The sequence below is a fragment of the Lysinibacillus sp. GW823-FHT02G10 genome, from assembly GCF_058797135.1.
Genome location: NZ_JBXAJI010000001.1, coordinates 1,150,230 through 1,170,393 on the forward strand (window position 1 = coordinate 1,150,230; position 20,164 = coordinate 1,170,393).

Sequence of the window (20,164 nt, forward strand, 5' to 3'; positions counted from 1 at the left end):
TTAGCTTAAGCCTTGGCTATCTTTCCACTCTAGGAATTCATCATATGTTAACTGCTTATCTAAAATAGAGCCGTCTTCACGGATTTCGATGACACGGTTAGCAATTGTTTGGATGAACTGATGGTCATGTGATGTGAAAATCATTGCGCCTTTGAAACGAATTAAGCCTTCGTTCAATGCTTGAATAGATTCAAGGTCAAGGTGGTTCGTAGGTTCATCTAATAAAATAACATTTGCTGTCGCAAGCATCATTTTCGATAGCATACAACGTACCTTTTCGCCCCCAGAAAGAACAGCAGGGGATTTCTTCACTTCTTCACCAGAGAACAGCATACGTCCTAGGAAACCACGAAGGAAGCTTTCTGTTTCATCGTCTGGAGAATATTGACGTAACCATTCTACTAATGTTTTTTCAGAACCTTCGAAGTACTTGTCATGATCGTTTTCGAAGTAGCTTTGAGATGTCGTTACCCCCCATTTAAATGTGCCAGCATCCGCTTCTTTTTCTTCCATTAAAATATCAAGAAGTGCTGTTTTCGCCATTGGGCTACCAAGTAAAACAATTTTATCTTCTTTGTTCATCGAGAAGCGCATGTCCTTGAATAGCGTTTCGCCTTCATGACTTGCTGTTAGACCGTCTACTGTTAGGACATCGTTACCAATTTCACGCCCGATTTGGAAGTTGATGAATGGATATTTACGGCTTGATGGCTTAATATCATCAAGCTCAATTTTATCAAGCATTTTTTTACGAGATGTTGCTTGCTTCGATTTAGAAGCATTGGCAGAGAAACGTGCGATAAACGCTTGTAATTCTTTAATTTTCTCTTCTTTTTTCGCATTTTGGTCTTGTGCCATTTTTTGCGCTAATTGAGAAGATTCATACCAGAAATCATAGTTCCCTACATATAATTGGATTTTAGAGAAGTCCAAATCCGCAATATGTGTACATACTTTATTTAAGAAGTGACGGTCATGGGATACAACAATAACTGTATTCTCAAAGTTAATCAGGAACTCTTCCAGCCACTGAATTGCCTTTAAGTCAAGGTGGTTGGTAGGCTCATCGAGTAATAGTACATCAGGCTGACCAAACAGTGCCTGTGCCAGTAATACTTTAACTTTGTCAGAACCTTCAAGATCGCCCATTAGCATGTAATGAAGATCATCGGAGATACCTAAACCGTTTAATAGTGTAGCCGCTTCTGAATCAGCTTCCCAACCGTTTAGCTCTGCAAATTCACCTTCTAACTCTGCAGCACGCATGCCATCCTCATCTGAGAAATCTTCCTTTGCATAGATAGCGTCTTTTTCTGTTTTCACGTCATATAGGCGTTTATTCCCCATAATAACTGTGTCGAGCACTGTATGCTCATCGTATTCGAAGTGGTTTTGTTTCAGGACAGATAAACGTTCGTCCTTACCCATCGATACATTTCCTTCCTGCGCTTCAATTTCACCAGAAAGGATTTTTAAAAATGTTGATTTACCAGCACCATTTGCCCCAATTAAACCGTAGCAATTGCCTGGTGTGAATTTTATATTTACGTCTTCAAATAGTTTACGATCGCCATAGCGAAGACCTACATTACTAACTTGAATCATGCAAGTTCCTCCTTTTTTCACAATGGCTCTAGTATAGCATGAAATATGTTCCATAGTCTATAAACATTATTAAATCAAGGTTTGGCGTTCTTTCCACATTTTTTGTTAAACATAAACTGAATAAAGATACAATAAAAAATTTAAATTTGGTGTAACTTTCTTTGAGAGTGAGGCGTCTATATTGTAGTGTGATTAACTATTTTTGAAAAAGAATAGAAAAATGACATCATTTACCACGGGGATTTTAGTTGCTTATTCACAAAGGTTTCGTCTAAAATGATTCTGACTGTTTATATATCAAGTAAATCATCACTGGTGCCCACAAGCCCATCCCCGTTTTGAATGCCAGCTATTCGTGGCTCTTTCATTTATACTAGATAGATGTTGCTAAAGTTAGACGAAAAACATCACAATCCTCATAAATGATTTCATTCATTTATCTTGATGATAATTTCATATAAGAATGCTGTAAGCTAAAGAATTATTCGTTTGTGGTAATGATATGCTATGCCTGCGTTCAACTAGGACATTCAGCCCTTGTGGCGGGAATGATGATTAAATAAACACATCGATGGAAATTTTAACAATTGGAGGTATATTATGGGTAAGGGCTTATTATGGACAGCCACTTGTGTAATAGTAGTTTTAGTTGGGTTTGGTAGCTACTATTTTATTAAAGAAATAACAAACTCTATGGCATACAATAAATTAGTAGATGAGTATAAAAAGCCAGAACCAATTGAACATATAGAGGAAGAATATGATGTTATTGTCATCGGTGGTGAGCCAGAGGGAGTGGCTGCGGCTGTGGCTGCTGCTCGAAATGGTGCGAAAACATTGCTGGTCGAAAAACGACAAGAGTTAGGTGGTTTATTTACATATGGTATGCTGAATTTCCTCGACATTCCTCGTGATGGCCATAACAACTCGATTAGTGAGGGAATATTTAAGGAATGGCATGAGCTTGTTAGAGGGAATGACGCTTTTGGCATTGTAGGTGCTAAGGCAGCCTTTAAAAAGCTAATCGATGAAGAGCCCAACTTAACGTTATCCGTGCAAACCGAGGTTGTGAAAGCAAATGTCAAACAACAACAATTAACGTCTGTGGAATTAAAAAATGAGTACGGTACATATGTTGTGACGGGGAAATCATTCATAGATGCTACACAGGATGCTGATTTTGCTGCCTTGTCGGGCGTTCCTTTCTTTGTGGGCGGAGAAGATATTGGCATAAAGGATAAGCGTATGGCTGTGACTTTAATGCTACATTTAAAAAATGTCAATTGGGATGAAGTCAAAAAAGCGGCTAATTCCGGTGTATTTGGCGGTGCTAATTTAAATCATACGGTGATGTGGGGCTTTACAAAGCTACATGATGAATACAAGCCATTACAAGAGGGTACAAGATTACGAGGGTTAAACTTAGCTCGTGTAGATGATGAATATTTCATCAATGCCTTACAGATTTTTGGTATTGATGGCTTGAATGAATCCTCAAAACAAGCGGCGATTGTCGCTGGGAAGAAAGAAACGTTACACATTCTAAAATATTTACAAACAAACTTCCCAGGGTTTGAAAAGGCTGAAATTGTCAGCTATCCAGAAGAACTCTACGTCCGAGAAACGAGACATATTTGGGCAGAGTATCAATTACCAATGGCAGACCTGTGGAAAAATAGTGATCAGTGGGATAGCATTGGCATTGCTTCTTATCCAGTCGATGTGCAAGCGCAAACGCCTCATGATTATGGCTATGTGATCGCTGCACCAAAGCAATATGCTATTCCTTTCCGGTCTTTAGTACCGAAGGATATTGATGGCTTACTGGTTGTCGGACGCTCTGCTGGTTATTCTTCACTTGCAGCTGGTAGTGCACGTATTGTTCCAACAGGGATGGTGACAGGTGAAGCGGCTGGGACTGCGGCTGCTCTTGCACAGAAGCACGATGTAACCTTTAGAGACATGAGTAAGGATAAATCATTAATCGCTACATTACGAAAGCAATTAGCTAAACAAGGTGCCTATGTTGATTCATTTTCAATTGAGTATCCATATCAAGGAGAATGGTATGATGAAGCCATTCAAACCCTCATTAATTACGGCCTTGTTGTGGGCGGCTATGATAATGACCTAAAAGTAGACAGTAAGGCGACGAAAATAAAGTTTGCTAAAATGTTAAAAGAGAGCATGCTACGTGCTGGTGGAGAAAGTGCAGCAGGAATGAAGGACCAGCTCGAAATTGTCATCAATAAAGTTTATAATCAAGGCGATGAAGCTATTGAGCGAGATGAGTTAGCTCAATATTTGGCTGACGTCCTCATGGGTGAATCCAATGCGACTAGCTGGGATACATTAGTAGAAAAAGGAATTGTCACGGAGAAAGTAGCGAAGAAAGTCTCTGATAATAAGAAATTAAAATTAAAAGAGATGTATGCGATTATGGCTGATGTGATTCATTATGTAGAAAAAAAACGTTCCTCCTTGTGAGGAGCGTTTTTTGCTGAAACGGCAACGTAAAAAAGGGTTGACGCCAATTAGAAAGTCCTGTAATATATGTCAAAATCATAAAAAATTCGATGAAAAAGAGAGTAATTGATGGAATGACTGGCAAGCGAGTTAGGGATGGTGGGAGCCTAATACAGGAAGCATGAATGAAGCGCACTTTGGAGAAGATTCTCGAACAAATAGTAGAGAATAGCGGGGCGTCACCTCGTTAACAATGGAAAGTGGTCATGTGACATGGCAACTAGAGTGGTACCACGGGATTATCATGCTCTCGTCTCTAATTATAGAGGCGAGGGCTTTTTTATTTGAACAGGAGGAGGAGCAAAATGAATCAACAAATCGCCGACAGTATAGCAGTCACATTAAAGCAGCAAATAATAGGAGAGGACATATTGTCATTATTAGAAAAACCAAAAAGCTTGGAGCTAGGGGACGTAGCCTTTCCATGCTTTACTCTAGCAAAAGTGTGGAAAAAATCACCGCAGAGTATCGCAACACAGATAGCAAGTCAATTAAATCATGACAGTATCGAGCGTGTGCAAGCTGTTGGTGGCTATGTCAATATTTTTCTTGATCAACAAAAGGTGACGCAACAGGTGTTACGCAAGATTCTGCGCGACAAGCAACAATATGGTACTACGCCAACAAAGATGGGAACGGTCGTCTTAGATTTTTCCTCTCCTAATATCGCCAAGCCATTCTCGATGGGACATTTACGTTCAACGGTCATCGGCAATGCCTTAGCAAATATTGCAGAAAAAAATGGCTATCAAGCCATTCGTATCAATCATTTAGGGGACTGGGGTACACAATTTGGCAAGCTTATTGTTGCTTATCAGCTTTGGGGTGATAAACAAGCTATTTCAGCATCACCAATAGAGGAGTTATTAAAGATTTATGTGAAGTTTCATGAAGAGGCTGAGCAAGACCAAACGCTCAATGAACAGGCTCGTGCCGCCTTTAAAGCATTGGAGGGCGGTAATGAAGAGGCACACGCATTATGGCAATGGTTCCGAGATGTGTCATTCGTAGAATTTCAAACAATATATGAGCTATTAGGAATTCATTTTGATGCCTTTATAGGTGAAGCCTTTTACAATGACAAAATGCCGTCCGTTGTAACAGAATTAAAAGAAAAAGGGCTCCTCGTGGAATCAGAAGGTGCGTATGTTGTGGAGATGGAGGAGATGCCTCCATGTTTAATAACGAAAACGGATGGAGCCACGCTTTATGCGACGCGTGATTTAGCAGCAGCCCTGTATCGCCAACAGCACTACCAGCCCCAAAAGATGTTCTACGTTGTTGGCAATGAGCAGTCCCTCCACTTTAAACAACTTTTTCAGGTCATCGAAAAAATGGGCTATCCTTGGGCAAAGAATCTGCAACATGTGTCATTTGGCATGATGCTGAAGGATGGCAAAAAAATGTCGACGCGTAAAGGTAAAGTGGTGTTATTAGCTGATGTACTAGCAGAAGCTATAACGACGGCACAGCGTAATATGGAGCAGAAAAACCCTTCTCTACCTAACAAAGAGCAAGTCGCAAAGCAAGTGGGGGTTGGAGCGGTAATTTTTAATGATTTAAAATCCTATCGTCTCAACGATATAGAATTTTCAATCGAGCAAATGATGAATTTTGAAGGTGAAACAGGGCCATATGTACAGTATACATATGCACGTATTTGCTCTATTTTAGATAAAAAGAAAGCTCCGACTCAAGATATGCTATTCAAATCTTTAGGAGAGCAGGCTTGGCCGATTATTTTATTACTAGAACAATTTCCTAAAACGGTAGCTATGGCTTTTGAGCAGGCTGATCCGTCCCAAATAGCGAAATATGCCTTACAACTGGCACGTTTATTTAATAAATATTATGCACAGTACAAAATATTAGCAGAAGATGAACAGCAAGCATCCCGTCTTGCATTATGTCAGAGTGTTGCTATTGTTTTAAAAGAGTCATTAGCCTTATTAGGTATTGAATCACCTGAAAATATGTAAGAAGCCTTAGCCATGTAAAGGTAAACTGTCCAATCATTGACCAACCATCGAAAACATGATAAAAGGATAGAGGAATCCATGCAAGCTTTTCATAAATGAAGGCTGCGTAATAACAGAGGGGATCAAACAATTGGTTAAAAAACATTGGACATTATCACTCACCTTCGTGGTCATTAGTATATTTTTTGTCGCTCTTAATATGAGGCCAGCTGTCACGGGAATAGGACCGCTTTTTAATGTCCTCATGACATCCTTACATGTCTCGAATACAAGCATGAGCTTTCTAACAGCTATCCCCGTTTTTTGTATGGGATTATTCGCACCTTTGGCTGTCCCGCTTCAGCGAAAAATGGGCACGAAATCAGCTATCACCCTTTTAGTGGCCATCCTTGTCGTTGCGAATGGGCTACGCTTTTTCCAAGCAAGCTATCTCTTGCTTATCGTGACAAGCTTTGCGGCAGGCTTAGCAATTGCAATGATTGGTCCTATTCTAAATGCTTATATTAAGAAAAAGTTTCCAGAACGTTTTACGACAGTAGTCGGTATCTATTCATTCGGTATAGGCGTAGGGGCTACTTTAAGTGCAGCCTTAACCGTGACTTTTTATCAGAGTTTCAGTAATAGCTGGACAATCGCCCTTGGTATGTGGTCAATCCTTGCTATAGTTGCTCTCGTTATCTGGCTAGCGGCAATTCCATCCGAACACAACGAGCAGCTCCAACAAGTAACTACGTCAGAAGAAGTCCGTAATCCGTGGACATCTAGACGTGCCTGGGTAATTTTACTGTACTTTGGTTTACAAACATCACTCTTTTTCTCAATCATGTCATGGCTTACGCCGCTATTGCAGGATAAAGGCCTGTCATTAGAGGCATCCAGTGCTATGCTAACAATTATGTCTATTGTACAAATGATAGGGAATATGGCGGTACCAATTCTCATGGAAAAATGGCCAAGTCGAATGGCCTGGCTACTAGTGTTTAGCTTTGTCGGCGTGATTGGATTTATGCTACTCTGGCTGACAGCGGGTATTTACCTATGGCTGGCTGTTTTATTAATTGGCATTGTGCTAAGCGGGCTATTTCCAATCGGACTATTGCTGCCTCTTGATGAAGCCAAAAATGATCAGGAGGCCACCAGTTGGTCATCTATGGTGCTGGCAGGTGGCTTTATGGTAAGTGCCATTATCCCCATTCTAATAGGCATTTGCTATGACCTAACGGGCAACCATACATGGACGTATCTGATCTTTGTATTATTAATGCTCGGCATTCTAGTAACGACTGGACTATTAAGAAAAAAATGATTGTAAGAGACATGTGTCAGGTTGCACATGTCTTTTTATGTGAAAATTATTTTGAGGGTATAATATCCTTCCATCCTCACAGCAAATTTTGTCTTCCATCAATATTAATGGGTAGAAAGAAATGACTTTAGGGAAGTTGCTGCATTTTTCTAATATTGATTATCCAATAATAATATTATGTAAACTTGAAACATTACTAGTCCTTGATTATGATAGAGAAGAGAGAATGTAGAATAGAAAGTTTTGGTGAAGGTATGTATAAAAAAGTGCTCATTTTAGGAGCGGCAGCTATTCTTGTAGCAGGCTGTGACAGTCAAATAGGGACAGGATGGTTTCAAAATAAAAAGGCAGAGGTGGAAACAGAGGGAGCTGTGACGAAGCAACAGGAAAAAATTGTCCCAGAGGTCAAAGTGATTGGAGAGTATGGTGTTGGAGCAGGCATTATTATCAGGCAGCAGGATGATCAACTGTATATTTTAACGAATGGCGCACTAGTGGCTTCCAAACCAACTGCCCTTGTTCAATTTGGTCAGGACAAGCTGGTAGCAGCGACTATTCATGTCATGTCAACAGCCTATAATATGGCCCTGCTACGAGTAACCTATCAAGCGGATGTGCAAGTGCCTAATTTATATGAAGGTGAGCTAAATCAACTGGCTGTTTATGTGAATGGCTTACCCTATACAATTCAAAAATACCAAGATAAAGTAGCGGCTTATTATATAAAAGCGGAACAATCGATACCACTAGGAAGCCCTGTCATGGAGGCTGAAAACGGAGCCATTGTCGGGTTATATTTTAATCGACAACAGCAAGGAGCGTCGCAGCCATACATATTGCCTATAAAGGAATTCCAAGCATCCATCGATGAATGGATTGAGGAGGGCATGACAGCCAGTGTACGACTTTCCCAATCGAAAAACTTATACCCCTATATTGAACAAGGGGATAAAGAAGCTGTACAGCAAGCAATCGAACAATATGGAGAAAATATATTTGCGTATAATACCGATGAAATTATGCTATTTTTAGATACGTTTCACAAGTATTTAAAGGGGGCTGTGACAACCCAGGATGCAAGTGTTTTGAAACCGATTGTCGGGACAGAGGCTATACAGGAAACCTTGGCTAGTATGGTTGCCTATTATGCTTCCAAGCAAGCCAAAATTCATTTCTCAGACACGGATATTCAGGCAATTCGCGTAGAAGGGCAGCGTCTTATCGTACAGGCTAAAACGGAATATATCCTGACGAATGCTGCTGGACAGGAGGCACTTGCCTACTCCGACATGTTGTATGAGTTAGAAAAAAATGAACAGGGCGAGTACAAGCTACTTGGTCTCACAAACAAGGAGTGAATTTTGCATGGAGCAAGCTAGACAAATGCTACAGCATCATTTTGGCTATGATACCTTTCGGCAAGGACAAGCCCAGATTATTGAACAAACATTACGAGGGCAGTCAAGTCTTTGTGTCATGCCAACAGGTGGAGGGAAATCCATTTGCTATCAAATTCCAGCGCTAATGCTTGAGGGGTTAACCATCGTGATTTCACCACTGATTTCACTGATGCAAGATCAGGTGGAGGCTTTACGTACAGCAAATATTCCAGCAGCCTATATTAATAGTACGCTGACGGCACAGGAAGTGGATGAAACCATGCAGCTTGCTAGTGCGGGTTATTTAAAGCTCCTCTATATTGCACCTGAACGACTGGAAAGTACTACGTTTCTTCAAGCATTGTCGTATTTATCTGTCCCATTACTTGCGATTGACGAGGCTCATTGTATATCGCAATGGGGGCATGATTTTAGACCAAGCTATCGTTCGATCCACAAGCTTTTTACGCTATGGCCCCAAAAGCCCACTGTTTTAGCGCTGACAGCTACTGCAACGCCAACGGTTTGTGATGATATTCGTCAATTGTTAGCGATTGATGAGCAGGCAACGGTCATGACAGGCTTTTCACGTGAGAATTTGGCACTTTCGGTGTTAATTGGTGAAAATAAAGAACGCTATGTAAAAAATTATGTTCAACAAAATAAACAGGAAGTGGGCATCATTTATGCAGCTACTCGAAAAGCTGTGGATGCCATTTATGATGTGCTGAGTCGCTCTGGTGAAGACGTTGCGAAATATCATGCAGGTCTATCAGAGAATTTAAGAATGGCTGAGCAGGAGCGGTTTTTAAAAGATGAGGCACGTATCATGGTGGCAACGAATGCTTTTGGTATGGGTATTGATAAAAGTAATGTGCGCTTTGTGTTGCATTATCAAATGCCTCGTAATATGGAGAGCTATTACCAGGAAGCGGGCCGTGCTGGTCGAGATGGTCTGCCAAGTGCTTGTATTTTATTGTATGCTTCAGGGGACGTTCAAACACAGCGTTTTCTTATCGAACAGTCACAGGATGAGGCTCGTATTACACAGGAGCTAGCTAAACTACAAACAATGGTCGATTATTGCCATACTGAGGGCTGCCTACAGAATGCGATTTTAGCGTATTTTGGAGAAGTTGAGGAGGAGCCATGTGGGCGTTGTAGTAACTGTATTGACGGGCGAGCAGTGACAGATGTGACAGAGGATGCGCAAAAGGTGCTGGCCTGTGTTGTGCGTATGGGACAAAAATTCGGGAAGACCATGGTGGCACAGGTGCTAATTGGCTCTAAAAATCAAAAGATCGCTGAATTTGGCTTTGCCCGTTTATCGACCTATGGCATTTTAAAAGGACAATATACCTCAAAGGATGTCTCCAACTTTATCGAATTTTTAATTGCAGAGGGCTTGCTGGCCGTGAAGCACGGTACATTCCCTACAATTTATGTATCTGCTGAAGGCAAGGAAGTGCTGCTTGGCAATCGACAGGTCATGCGTAAGGAAGCTGTTACAGTGAAGAAGCTGGTGGATAATGATCCATTATTTGAACACTTACGGGTATTACGCAAAGAGATTGCCGACGAGGAAAAGGTCCCACCATTTGTTGTATTTTCTGATAAAACGTTACGTGAATTATGTGATAAGAGACCAACTGTACTGGAGGATTTACGACAGGTGAGTGGTATAGGCGAAGTAAAATTTGAGAAGTATGGTCAACGCTTCTTTGACGCACTACAATCGTTTTTAGAAGCCTCTGTTTAATAAATTTGTTGCTATTGTATAAAAGAGAGGTGTCCCACAAGCTGGAGACACCTCTTTTATATTATTTTTCCCAATGCTTTGCAATGAACGTATCACGCCCAGAAATGGCACGGTCTTGCTGATAGTGTGCTGTCTCTTTTTTATAATAATCCTGGTGATAATCCTCTGCTGGATAAAAGCGTTCAGCATCGCGAATTTTGGTTACAATAGGTTTATCAAAGCGTCCGCTATTGGCAAGCTTTTCTTTCGATGCCTCTGCGATTTGCTTTTGCTCATCTGTATAGGTAAAGATTGCAGTAGTATAGGATTCACCACGGTCATGGAACTGTCCATACGCATCTGTCGGGTCAATTTGCATCCAATAAATATCAAGGAGCTGCTCATAACTAAAAATAGCAGGGTCGAATTCGATTTCGACTACTTCTAAATGACCTGACGTTCCTTTTTTGACATCTTCATAGGTTGGGTTTTCTAAGTGGCCACCCATATAGCCTGAAGTGACTTTATGTATACCGTCCCACTCGACAAATGGCTTGACCATACACCAAAAACAGCCGCCAGCAAATGTCGCTTTTTCTATCATTTGAATCATCCTTTCTTTTGTGAAAATATTATAGCATTGTTTTACGCCAAACTGTGCAAATGGGTGTAAAATAACGTTTAGATAGAAAAACATGGAATAGATCCTTTTTATATTGAAACTTTCTAGCTAATCAATCGTTACATTAACTATATCAAAATAGAGGAGTTAGTTGTTATGGAAGAGCAAGATTATACGAGACGCTCCCAACGTCCTAAAAAGCGTCGATTACGTAAAGGGAGAGCATTTTTTACACTATTACTATTGTGTATCATTGTGATTGTCGGCTATTCGGTCATGCAATATCGCAGCGGGCTTGAGCTAGCCAACGACACCAAAGTTGCACAGGAAGATTTTTCGGGTGATAGCATCAAAGGGGATATCGAAAACTATTTGATTTTAGGGGTCGATACACGTGGAGAGGAAAAATCACGGACTGATACAATGATGGTATTATCCTGGAATAAAGCAAACAACGACATTAAACTCGTATCCTTTATGCGCGATATTTACGCGGATATTCCAGGCTATCAATCCTATAAGCTTAATACAGCTTACTACCTAGACGGTGTTCAGCTATTAAAGGATACATTGACAAATATGTTTGGCCTACCGATTCATCACTATGCACTAATTGATTTTAAAAACTTTGAATCCTTAGTGGATATTTTAGCGCCAAATGGTGTGGAAATGGATGTTGAAAAGGACATGTCTGAAAATATTGGGGTAGAGTTAAAGCAAGGTGTTCATCGTTTAAATGGACAGGAGTTACTAGGTTATGCGCGTTTCCGTCATGATGCAGAAGGAGATTTTGGGCGTGTTGCACGTCAGCAAAAAGTGATTGAGGCATTAAAAACAGAGTTATTAACGCCTACGAATATGTTGCATTTACCAAAATTTGTTGGTGCGGCACAGGGCTATATCACAACAGATTATTCATCTACTGAGGAAATGCAGCAAGTACTTAAATTGCTATCAAAGGGCAAGGTAAACATTGAGAAAGCAACCATCCCTATCGAGGGTAGCTATCAATTCCAAAACTTTAGCCATGCGGGCGATTCTATTGTCATCGATGTGGAGCAAAACAAAGCCTTTTTAAGTGATTTTTTAGGTATTTCACTAGAGTGATGTTTCGCAAAAACCAGCATTATCCTGTAATATAAAGGGAGAGCATTTGGATTGGGGTGGATATATGGAAAAAGAGAGACCAAAAGAGCGTTCAAGCCTGTTAGCAACCAAGTTTATTCGTTTTTTAGGTGGTAGAAACCTATTATTTACACTGGTAATTTTATTACTGGTGGCATGTGTTATTTTTATGTTTAATCAAGTTTCCTTTATCTTTACCCCGCTACAAGTTTTATTTGAAGTAGTCATTTTACCAGGGGTACTAGCCGTCATTGGTTACTATTTATTACGCCCATTGCTGGCGATTCTAGTACGATGGCGCATACCAAGAATATGGGGTATTTTAATCCTCTATATTGCGGTCATTGGTGTCATTACGTTACTTGTGGTGCTAGTCTATCCGTTTTTACGCGATCAGTTCACGAATTTAGCACAGGAATTCCCAGAGTACTTCATGGCATTTACACAAAACATTGTAGAATTCCTAAATCATTCACGTTTTAATGAGTACTTAGATAAAATTAGTTTTAATTTTGATGAAGTTTTGAATAACTTCACAACGGATATGGTAAAAACAGTGAAGGATATGGCGACCAATGTAGCACAGGGTGTGGCATCTGGTATTACCGGCTTCCTTTCAACGTTAACAGGTATTGTGCTATCACTTGTAACGGTGCCATTCATCCTGTTTTATTTACTAAAAGAGGGCGAAAAATTACCGAAATTTATGCTGAAAGTGTGCCCACCACGTATGCGTAAAGAGGTAACTGACATTTTCCATGACATGGACAAGCAAATTAGTTCGTACATACAGGGACAGATTTTAGTATCCATGTGTATTGGGGCAATGGTAACGATTGGCTTCTTAATTATTGGCATGAAGTATGCTTTATTGCTCGGCTTCCTTGCCATGATTACAAGTGTGGTGCCCTATTTAGGACCCGTTATTGCGATCACACCAGCAGTCATTATCGCTCTTGTTACATCCCCATTGATGCTGATTAAGCTGGCAATTGTATGGACAATCGTTCAATTAATCGAAGGAAAGTTCATTTCACCGCAAATTATGGGGAAATCACTCAGTATTCACCCGATTACGATTATCTTTGTACTATTAACGGCAGGCTCGTTATTTGGTGTCCCAGGCGTTATTTTAGGGATTCCGGGCTATGCAATCTTTAAGGTACTTGTCACGCATTTATTCAAGCTCTTTAAGCAGCGCTATAATCGCTACGAAGATGACGTTCATCAAAAATATGATATCTAATAAACGACCAGCTACTGCTAGCAACGCAGTAGCTGGTTTTTGCTGTAGAAAACGGCATTATGCTATTCTAGTAGTAGAGTCAAAGCAAGGGGGAAAAGGAAATGGCATACATACCGATTAATTTTCAAGAGAAACTGGCTAAATTTCAAGAGCATTGGTCTCCAAAGGTTATTGCTGAAATGAATGATTATCAATTCAAACTCGTCAAAGTTCAGGGGGATTTTGTTTGGCATAAGCATGAGGATACGGATGAGGTATTTATCGTCCTTGAGGGGCAATTAATCATCGAATTCCGAGATGGCCAGGTAAGCTTGCGTGCAGGAGAGATGTTTGTTGTCCCACGCAATGTGGAACATAAACCCATTGCAGCTTCGGAGTGTAAAATTCTGATTGTAGAGCCAATGGGTGTCGTGAATACAGGTGAGGAGCAATCAGAGCTTACCGCTGAAAATGATGTGTGGATTTAACCATCATAGAAAAACCCTTCCAACAAAATGTTAGAAGGGTTTTTACATTGACTAATTATTGCTTTGCTAATAATTGTACTTTTGCTAAGCGATCCACGGCTTCTTGTAGAAGTTCCTTTGGTTGAACTAATGCTAAACGTAAATAGCCTTGTCCTGCTGTACCAAATACGGTTCCTGGAACTGTGACAACGCCTACTTGTTCAATCAATTGAAAGGCTAATTCTGTGCAATCGATAGCATAGGGATATTTAGCCCATACGAACATTCCACCATCAGAGGGTGCTGCTTCCCAGCCTAAAGCTTGTAAGCCATTCATCAGCGTTTTATGGCGCTCTGAGAAAGTGGCACGTAAGCTTTCCGTAATTTCCTCTGCGTTATCCAGTGCTACGACAGCCGCATCCTGGATAGGCTCGAAAATACCGAAATCTAAATTTGATTTTAATTGCTTAATAACAGCGATCATTTCTGCATTTCCTGCGATATAGGCAATACGCGTTCCAGCAAGGCTAAAGCTTTTAGAGAGGGAGTTAATCTCCATACCGACCTCTTTTGCTCCTGGTGCAGCTAGGAAGCTAATAGGGCCATCTCCCGTAAAATAGAACTCTGAATAGGCAGCATCATGGAGGACGATGATATTATACTTTTTAGCAAAGGCGATGACTTTTTCAAAGTATGCTAATGACGGCATCGCTGGTACAGGATTTCCTGGTAAGTTTAAAATCAATAACTTTGCTTTCTGTGCAATTTCTTCTGGTACAGCGTCTAAATCAGGTAAATAATCGTTGTCGGCTGTTTGAGGCATGTAATAAGGTGTTGCGCCAGCTAAGTGAATCCCTGCGTCATACGCTACATAAGCTGGGTTTGTGGATAAGACGATGTCTCCTGGATCACAAAAGGCAATTGGTAAATGCACTAAGCCTTCTTGCGAACCAATTGTTTGAATAATTTCTGTCGCGGGATCTAGATCAACATTACTACGACGCTTATAGTAGCGACTCACCGCGTCATAAAAACGCTGTGTGCCAGTCAGTGTATAGCCATAAGACTCGGCTAAACCTGCACGATAGGAAAGATGCTCACGTATTTTGGCATGCGGAGGAAGATCAGGGCTGCCTAAGCTTAAGTCAATTAAGGTCATGCCCTTTGCTTGCTGCTCTCGAGCAAAATTTTTCAAATCTCCGAAAATTGCTGGTGTAAATAATGACATTTTTTTAGATGGTACGATTTTCAAAACTAGTACACTCCTTGTAGTTGTATAACAGAATAGTAGTTCACATTTTATCATACTGAAGCGCAGAAAGGGACAGATATTCTGAAAAAAGAAAATATTTATATAATGGAGAGGATGTGTGCATAGACTAGCGAAAAAAGATTTTCTGCCATTGGGAGATGCTACTATAAATTCCTTCAAAGAGGAAAGTGTATTATACTGAGTATAAAGCTTTTCAGGTGGGGTGAGTCTTATGAGAACAGAGCAAGAAATGTATGATTTAATCCTAGCCACTGCACAACAGGACACTAGAATTCGTGCTGTTTACCTAAATGGCTCAAGAGCAAATCCGAATGTACCAAGGGATATGTTTCAGGATTTTGATGTTGTGTATGTCGTAACAGATATAGCCTCTTTCTTACAAGATGATAAATGGATTCAAGTATTTGGTGAGCAGCTGATGGTGCAGGAGCCTGATCGATTGGATAAGGGGCTTGGCTTGGACAAAGACTTTTCTTATAGCTATACATATTTAATGTTATTAAAGGATGGGCATCGCATTGACCTTCGCTTATTATCGACACAAGCTATGCTGGATGAATATGGACAAGACAAGCTGACAGTCCCTTTACTCGATAAGGATCAGCTTTTGCCATCTATCTCTCCATCTTCAGATTGTGGCTATCATATTAGTCCACCGACTGTGGGGCAATTTGCCAGCTGTACCAATGATTTTTGGTGGTGCTTACAAAATATAGCCAAGGGCATTTGGCGAGACGAACTCCCATATGCCAAGCAAATGTTTGAGGAAACGACAAGGCAGTCCTTACATCAAATGCTTAATTGGTGGATTGGTCAGCATCATCATTTTCAGATATCTACAGGCAAAATGGGAAAGTATTTAAAAAACTATGTGCCAGCTAATTATTGGGCATTGTACGTAAAAACCTATGCCGACGCTGATTATGCTAACATGTGGAATGCCCTGTTTGCGGCATGTACACTCTTTCGAAGCATCGCAAAGGAGGTTGCCCATCACTTCCAGTTCTCGTACCCTCACGAGGATGATGCTCGTATGTCAGCCTATTTGAAGCATGTACGTACATTACCACCAGATGCGAAAACGATTTTGTAAGGGGGAAGAGGGCATTGAAGGTTTATTCATTAAGTGGACCAAGCGGCACAGGCAAAAGTACAAGTGCGCTGGCCTTTGCCCATAAATTAGGGGTGGAGGCCATTGTTGATGATGGATTACTCATTGTGAATGGCGTCAGAGTGGCAGGTCTTTCTGCTAAATTCGAAAAGAATACAATTACTGCTGTACGACGTGCCATTTTTACAGATCCAGCTCATCGTGAGGCTGTCCAAAAGGCGCTAGCTCATCATCAGGTACAATCTATTTTACTGATAGGTACATCGACTAAAATGACGAATAGTATTGCCAAGCAGCTAGAGCTGGGTCCGATTGAACACTATTATAATGTAGAAGATGTCCGTTCATTGAAAGAAATTCAAAAAGCACGCTTTATCCGTCAAACACAGGGCAAGCATGTTATGCCGATTCCATATAGACAAGTGGAGCAAAATTTCTTTAAACGATTGGTGCAAAAGGGCATGGAGATTTTTTCTTCGAAACGAGAAAAAATCGGGGAAACGACGATTGTACGTCCTGATTTTCAGCGGGAATATATAGAAATCAGCAAGCATGTTTATGTACAGCTACTGACATACTGCTGTAGCCAACAGGCATTTGTACAAAAGGTCGAGCAAGCACAATTTGTGCTAGGGGATCAGGTTCAAGCTATCCTCACTATTCAAGTAAAGCTGCCGATCGATTATCCATTAGCAGCGCGTTTAGTAGAATTACAACGAGCTATGCAGCAAGATTTTTATCTACATTTTGGCTATGAATTAGATGCTATTCATGTACATGTAAAAACGGCTTTGCAAAAGAAAAAAGCGTAAAAAACAGGTACTCTGCTCGCACGTTGGCGTTAAGAGTACCTGTTTTTTATTTAGGCTGGCGAGTGAACTGTGGCTGGCGTTTTTCCACAAAGGCACGACAACCCTCCGCGAAATCACTGCCTACAAATGGTGAAGAGCCTTGCCATAAGGTCGGCGCACTATCGAGACATTCTTGAACAGATTGCTTCACGGCAAGTAAGGATTCAGGCGACATTCCTGCAACCAGCTTACCCATTCGAATCATGTATTTATTTAAATCTTTTTCACCTACTAGGTAGTTAAGCATTCCAAGCTTGAAGGCTTCCTCTGCTTTAAACATTCGTCCTGTAAAGACTAAATCCTTGGTTGTGGCAGGGCCAACAAGCTGAACTAAACGCTGTGCAAATTTGTTATTTAAGGTGATTCCTAATTTACCGACAGGAATGCCGAGCTTGGCCTTTTCAGAGCCAATGCGGATATCGCAGGCTAAGGCTAATTCCAAGCCAGCGCCCATCGCAGGCCCATTGATGACGCCAATCGTTGGAATCGGGAGGCGCTCAATGGTAGAAATGGTTTTTTCCATATGTACAAAGGCTTCTTCAGCTTGTTCAAGAGAAATGGCATTGAACTCTTTAATATCGGAGCCCGCTGTAAAGTTTTGGCCAGAGCCTCGTAAAATTAGTACTTTATTTTTCGGATTATCTAATACTTGTAGGGCAATTTTGGCTAATTGATCCCACATGTTTGCGGTTAATGCATTTTTTGCTTGTGGTCGATGAATCGTAATAATCGCTAGTCCAGCTGTTTCTTGATAAATAATTTTCGCATCTTCTGCTTCCAGTCGAGTCGTTTTTACTTGCATATCGGAAAGCCTCCTACATGTTAGTGTCTATCTTTATTATATAACACAATTAACCATAAACACGAAATTATACGAATTTTCACATAAAATTGTATTGTTATACAAGAATGTAGGGCATAGTAAGCATTTATTGTACTACAACAGGGGAGCGGAATTTACTATTGTAAGAAAGCAAAAATTATGAGAAACTACTTTAGGAACGTATGTTTCTTCATTACGTAAAGGGCATTTGAATGGTAGAAGCGGGTTCCTGTTATAGAAATACAGATTATCCGACATTACAATATGATAAAATGAAGTTGAACCTACGCACCCAAAATATAGTAAAATACAAATAACACACGCAAAGTAGACAAGGAGGGGCTGTATGGTTACACTCAAGGACGCATGGAATAGCTATGTATTACTGCTGCAATCATTGAAAAAAAGTCCTGCCACAAAAAAACAATACAATATGGATGGACAGCAATTTTTAACTTTCGCCCATAAGCAAAACTACTTGTATGTAGATCATCAATTGAAAAATTTATTACAGCTCTACTGCGACTATTTAAAGGAAACCTACAGTAATATCAATACTTTTAACCATAAAATAGCGACATTACGAGGCTTTGTAGACTTTATTTTTTTACGAGAATGGGTGGAGCCTTTTGATTATCAGCATCTTTTACAGCCGAAAAAAAGACAAAAAGAAGCACTGCAAGCACTGACAAATAAGCAGATCATGCAAATTGCTAACGTATGGCCGACCTATTTTCAATATGCTAAGACAAAGGAGCATGCATGGCTGGCAAGACGCAATGGCTGTATCGTTCAAGTGTTGATGGAAACAGGTTGTAAGCCTGCCGAGCTCGTTCGCATGAAATGGACACACTTTAATGAAGAGAAAGCGACTCTTTTTATAGCCAACCGAAATGGACGTCGAGAAATAAAGTGTTCAACGATCCTCATGGACATGCTCGCACAGTATAAAAAAGAGACGACCAATTTACATGAGCAAGAGATAGGGGAATGGGTTTGGGTAAGCGAGGCAAGTTTAGCGAAGCCGATTACTACGAAAACAGTTGAACGCATTTTTCAAACGATGTCACAAGATATAGGGAAGAATGTAAGAGCCACTGACTTGCGTTATACTGTGATGCAACGGGCGTTTCAACAGGAAAAAACGCTGGAGCACATTCAACAAGAAATGGGCTATGTACGGAAATGGGTGCTAACAGAAAGACAGCAGCGCCTAGAATAAAAGCGTGCAGTAATCGCGATTTATCACCATTACTGCACGCCTTTTATAAATGATTCAATGCTTTGACATTTACTTTGACTGTTAAATCATGCTTGCCTCCTGTATATACCCCTTCCACAGGGCTAATGTCACTATAATCGCGTCCAATACATAAAATAATATGGTTTTCTAATACTTCCACATTATTTGTGGGATCAAGACCGATCCAGCCAATACCTGGAATCATGACTTCTACCCAGGCATGTGTAGCGATATCTCCGATGAGGGCTGAGTTTTCATCGACATATAGATAGCCACTGACATAGCGAGCTGGTATTCCTTTCGCCCGTAAAACAGCAAGCATGACATGGGTGAAATCCTGACAAACACCACGTTTTAATGCAAATGCCTCACTTGCTATTGTAGTTACATCGGTCGCTGTCGGGTCATACTCAAAGCTAGAATATAAATACTGCATTAAATTAAGCGAAAAGAGCACAGGATTTTCAGCATGACCAATCGCATGATAAACTTCCTCTAGCTGCTGCTCTGTCATAAATGTAAAATGTGTTGCTTTTAAATACGGTAAATAATGCTCATAGAATAGCTGTGAGTGAAAGATGGTCTGCATTTCGGGCGAATATTGAATACGATGAATAAATGGTGCACGCTGAATACTAACAATTGAAGATGTATGAATTTCTAATATTTGATGTTGCTCTGGTATATAAAAGGAACCAACAGTATTGCCCCAAATATCCGTATGCTCACGGGTTAGGGAGGATGGCGTTATGGCAATTCGATAAGATAATAATCGCTGACGCTCATCGCTACGCGGCTTTAAACGAATAGTATTCAAGCTTTGATCGACTTCAGACTCATATTGAAAAATATTTGTATGCTGAATTTCAAATTTCATCGTGTCCGCTTCCT

General features: G+C 40.5%; 16 protein-coding genes and 1 other annotated feature. Of the genes, 11 read left to right on the forward strand and 5 right to left on the reverse strand.

Annotated features, from left to right (window positions below; all coding sequences use genetic code 11):
- The gene (locus AC1RFD_RS06060; RefSeq protein WP_004230062.1) at positions 1 to 1,605 is read right to left on the reverse strand and encodes an ABC-F family ATP-binding cassette domain-containing protein; all 1,605 of its coding nucleotides are present in this window, start codon (positions 1,603 to 1,605) and stop codon (positions 1 to 3) included.
- Positions 1,606 to 2,205: 600 nt separating this feature from the next.
- On the opposite strand from AC1RFD_RS06060, the gene AC1RFD_RS06065 reads away from it, so the two are divergent.
- The 5 genes from AC1RFD_RS06065 to recQ all read left to right on the forward strand — a co-directional run bounded on the left by AC1RFD_RS06065 (position 2,206) and on the right by recQ (position 10,554).
- Positions 2,206 to 4,092, forward strand: coding sequence for an FAD-dependent oxidoreductase (locus AC1RFD_RS06065; protein WP_492474617.1), 1,887 nt, complete (start codon positions 2,206 to 2,208; stop codon positions 4,090 to 4,092).
- 80 nt (positions 4,093 to 4,172) lie between these two features.
- Positions 4,173 to 4,392, forward strand: a binding site (T-box leader).
- Between the two features lie 44 nt (positions 4,393 to 4,436).
- Complete coding sequence (argS, locus tag AC1RFD_RS06070) at positions 4,437 to 6,110, forward strand: arginine--tRNA ligase (protein WP_492474619.1); 1,674 nt, start codon at positions 4,437 to 4,439, stop codon at positions 6,108 to 6,110.
- A 130-nt stretch (positions 6,111 to 6,240) separates the two neighbouring features.
- Entirely contained in the window at positions 6,241 to 7,416 is a 1,176-nt protein-coding gene (locus AC1RFD_RS06075) for an MFS transporter (protein WP_342557871.1), read from the forward strand.
- Positions 7,417 to 7,670: 254 nt separating this feature from the next.
- A complete protein-coding gene (locus tag AC1RFD_RS06080; protein ID WP_342557872.1) occupies positions 7,671 to 8,774 on the forward strand; it encodes a TcaA NTF2-like domain-containing protein in 1,104 nt (367 codons plus the stop codon).
- 7 nt (positions 8,775 to 8,781) lie between these two features.
- Entirely contained in the window at positions 8,782 to 10,554 is a 1,773-nt protein-coding gene (recQ, locus tag AC1RFD_RS06085) for a DNA helicase RecQ (protein ID WP_066036782.1), read from the forward strand.
- A gap of 61 nt (positions 10,555 to 10,615) precedes the next feature.
- On the opposite strand, the gene msrA is transcribed toward recQ, so the two are convergent.
- Positions 10,616 to 11,137, reverse strand: coding sequence for a peptide-methionine (S)-S-oxide reductase MsrA (gene msrA, locus AC1RFD_RS06090; protein ID WP_082148145.1), 522 nt, complete (start codon positions 11,135 to 11,137; stop codon positions 10,616 to 10,618).
- Positions 11,138 to 11,311: 174 nt separating this feature from the next.
- Between msrA and AC1RFD_RS06095 the strand changes: the two genes are divergently transcribed.
- From AC1RFD_RS06095 to AC1RFD_RS06105, 3 genes are all read left to right on the forward strand, one after another.
- The gene (locus AC1RFD_RS06095) at positions 11,312 to 12,262 is read left to right on the forward strand and encodes an LCP family protein (protein ID WP_326141721.1); all 951 of its coding nucleotides are present in this window, start codon (positions 11,312 to 11,314) and stop codon (positions 12,260 to 12,262) included.
- 64 nt (positions 12,263 to 12,326) lie between these two features.
- The gene (locus tag AC1RFD_RS06100) at positions 12,327 to 13,526 is read left to right on the forward strand and encodes an AI-2E family transporter (RefSeq protein ID WP_048392857.1); all 1,200 of its coding nucleotides are present in this window, start codon (positions 12,327 to 12,329) and stop codon (positions 13,524 to 13,526) included.
- Positions 13,527 to 13,627: 101 nt separating this feature from the next.
- Positions 13,628 to 13,993 carry a cupin domain-containing protein gene (locus AC1RFD_RS06105; RefSeq protein WP_492474621.1) on the forward strand — a complete coding sequence of 122 codons (366 nt, stop codon included), beginning with the start codon at positions 13,628 to 13,630 and terminating at the stop codon, positions 13,991 to 13,993.
- 55 nt (positions 13,994 to 14,048) lie between these two features.
- Here AC1RFD_RS06105 and AC1RFD_RS06110 read toward each other — a convergent pair whose 3' ends face one another.
- Positions 14,049 to 15,224 carry an aminotransferase class I/II-fold pyridoxal phosphate-dependent enzyme gene (locus tag AC1RFD_RS06110; RefSeq protein WP_016992684.1) on the reverse strand — a complete coding sequence of 392 codons (1,176 nt, stop codon included), beginning with the start codon at positions 15,222 to 15,224 and terminating at the stop codon, positions 14,049 to 14,051.
- Between the two features lie 232 nt (positions 15,225 to 15,456).
- Between AC1RFD_RS06110 and AC1RFD_RS06115 the strand changes: the two genes are divergently transcribed.
- Together AC1RFD_RS06115 and AC1RFD_RS06120 are read left to right on the forward strand one after the other, a co-directional pair.
- Positions 15,457 to 16,338 carry an aminoglycoside 6-adenylyltransferase gene (locus AC1RFD_RS06115; RefSeq protein ID WP_066036780.1) on the forward strand — a complete coding sequence of 294 codons (882 nt, stop codon included), beginning with the start codon at positions 15,457 to 15,459 and terminating at the stop codon, positions 16,336 to 16,338.
- Between the two features lie 14 nt (positions 16,339 to 16,352).
- Positions 16,353 to 17,168 (forward strand): ATP-binding protein, encoded by an 816-nt coding sequence (locus AC1RFD_RS06120; RefSeq protein WP_492474623.1) that lies wholly within the window; start codon positions 16,353 to 16,355, stop codon positions 17,166 to 17,168.
- 46 nt (positions 17,169 to 17,214) lie between these two features.
- On the opposite strand, the gene AC1RFD_RS06125 is transcribed toward AC1RFD_RS06120, so the two are convergent.
- Positions 17,215 to 18,009: an enoyl-CoA hydratase/isomerase family protein gene (locus AC1RFD_RS06125; protein WP_492474624.1), complete on the reverse strand. Its 795-nt coding sequence runs from the start codon at positions 18,007 to 18,009 to the stop codon at positions 17,215 to 17,217.
- A gap of 367 nt (positions 18,010 to 18,376) precedes the next feature.
- Here AC1RFD_RS06125 and AC1RFD_RS06130 point away from each other — a divergent pair, with 367 nt between their 5' ends.
- A complete protein-coding gene (locus tag AC1RFD_RS06130; RefSeq protein ID WP_315058313.1) occupies positions 18,377 to 19,252 on the forward strand; it encodes a tyrosine-type recombinase/integrase in 876 nt (291 codons plus the stop codon).
- Positions 19,253 to 19,295: 43 nt separating this feature from the next.
- Here the strand turns inward: AC1RFD_RS06130 and AC1RFD_RS06135 are convergent, their stop codons facing one another.
- Positions 19,296 to 20,150, reverse strand: a complete 855-nt coding sequence (locus AC1RFD_RS06135; RefSeq protein ID WP_112118676.1) for a transglutaminase family protein — start codon at positions 20,148 to 20,150, stop codon at positions 19,296 to 19,298.
- Positions 20,151 to 20,164: the final 14 nt, after the last annotated feature.

Coding starts and splice junctions, on each gene's coding strand:
- AC1RFD_RS06060 (WP_004230062.1), bottom strand. CDS start 1,605: ATGATTCAAGTTAGTAATGTAGGTCTTCGCTATGGCGATCGTAAACTA.
- AC1RFD_RS06065 (WP_492474617.1), top strand. CDS start 2,206: ATGGGTAAGGGCTTATTATGGACAGCCACTTGTGTAATAGTAGTTTTA.
- argS (WP_492474619.1), top strand. CDS start 4,437: ATGAATCAACAAATCGCCGACAGTATAGCAGTCACATTAAAGCAGCAA.
- AC1RFD_RS06080 (WP_342557872.1), top strand. CDS start 7,671: ATGTATAAAAAAGTGCTCATTTTAGGAGCGGCAGCTATTCTTGTAGCA.
- recQ (WP_066036782.1), top strand. CDS start 8,782: ATGGAGCAAGCTAGACAAATGCTACAGCATCATTTTGGCTATGATACC.
- msrA (WP_082148145.1), bottom strand. CDS start 11,137: ATGATAGAAAAAGCGACATTTGCTGGCGGCTGTTTTTGGTGTATGGTC.
- AC1RFD_RS06095 (WP_326141721.1), top strand. CDS start 11,312: ATGGAAGAGCAAGATTATACGAGACGCTCCCAACGTCCTAAAAAGCGT.
- AC1RFD_RS06100 (WP_048392857.1), top strand. CDS start 12,327: ATGGAAAAAGAGAGACCAAAAGAGCGTTCAAGCCTGTTAGCAACCAAG.
- AC1RFD_RS06105 (WP_492474621.1), top strand. CDS start 13,628: ATGGCATACATACCGATTAATTTTCAAGAGAAACTGGCTAAATTTCAA.
- AC1RFD_RS06115 (WP_066036780.1), top strand. CDS start 15,457: ATGAGAACAGAGCAAGAAATGTATGATTTAATCCTAGCCACTGCACAA.
- AC1RFD_RS06125 (WP_492474624.1), bottom strand. CDS start 18,009: ATGCAAGTAAAAACGACTCGACTGGAAGCAGAAGATGCGAAAATTATT.
- AC1RFD_RS06130 (WP_315058313.1), top strand. CDS start 18,377: ATGGTTACACTCAAGGACGCATGGAATAGCTATGTATTACTGCTGCAA.
- AC1RFD_RS06135 (WP_112118676.1), bottom strand. CDS start 20,150: ATGAAATTTGAAATTCAGCATACAAATATTTTTCAATATGAGTCTGAA.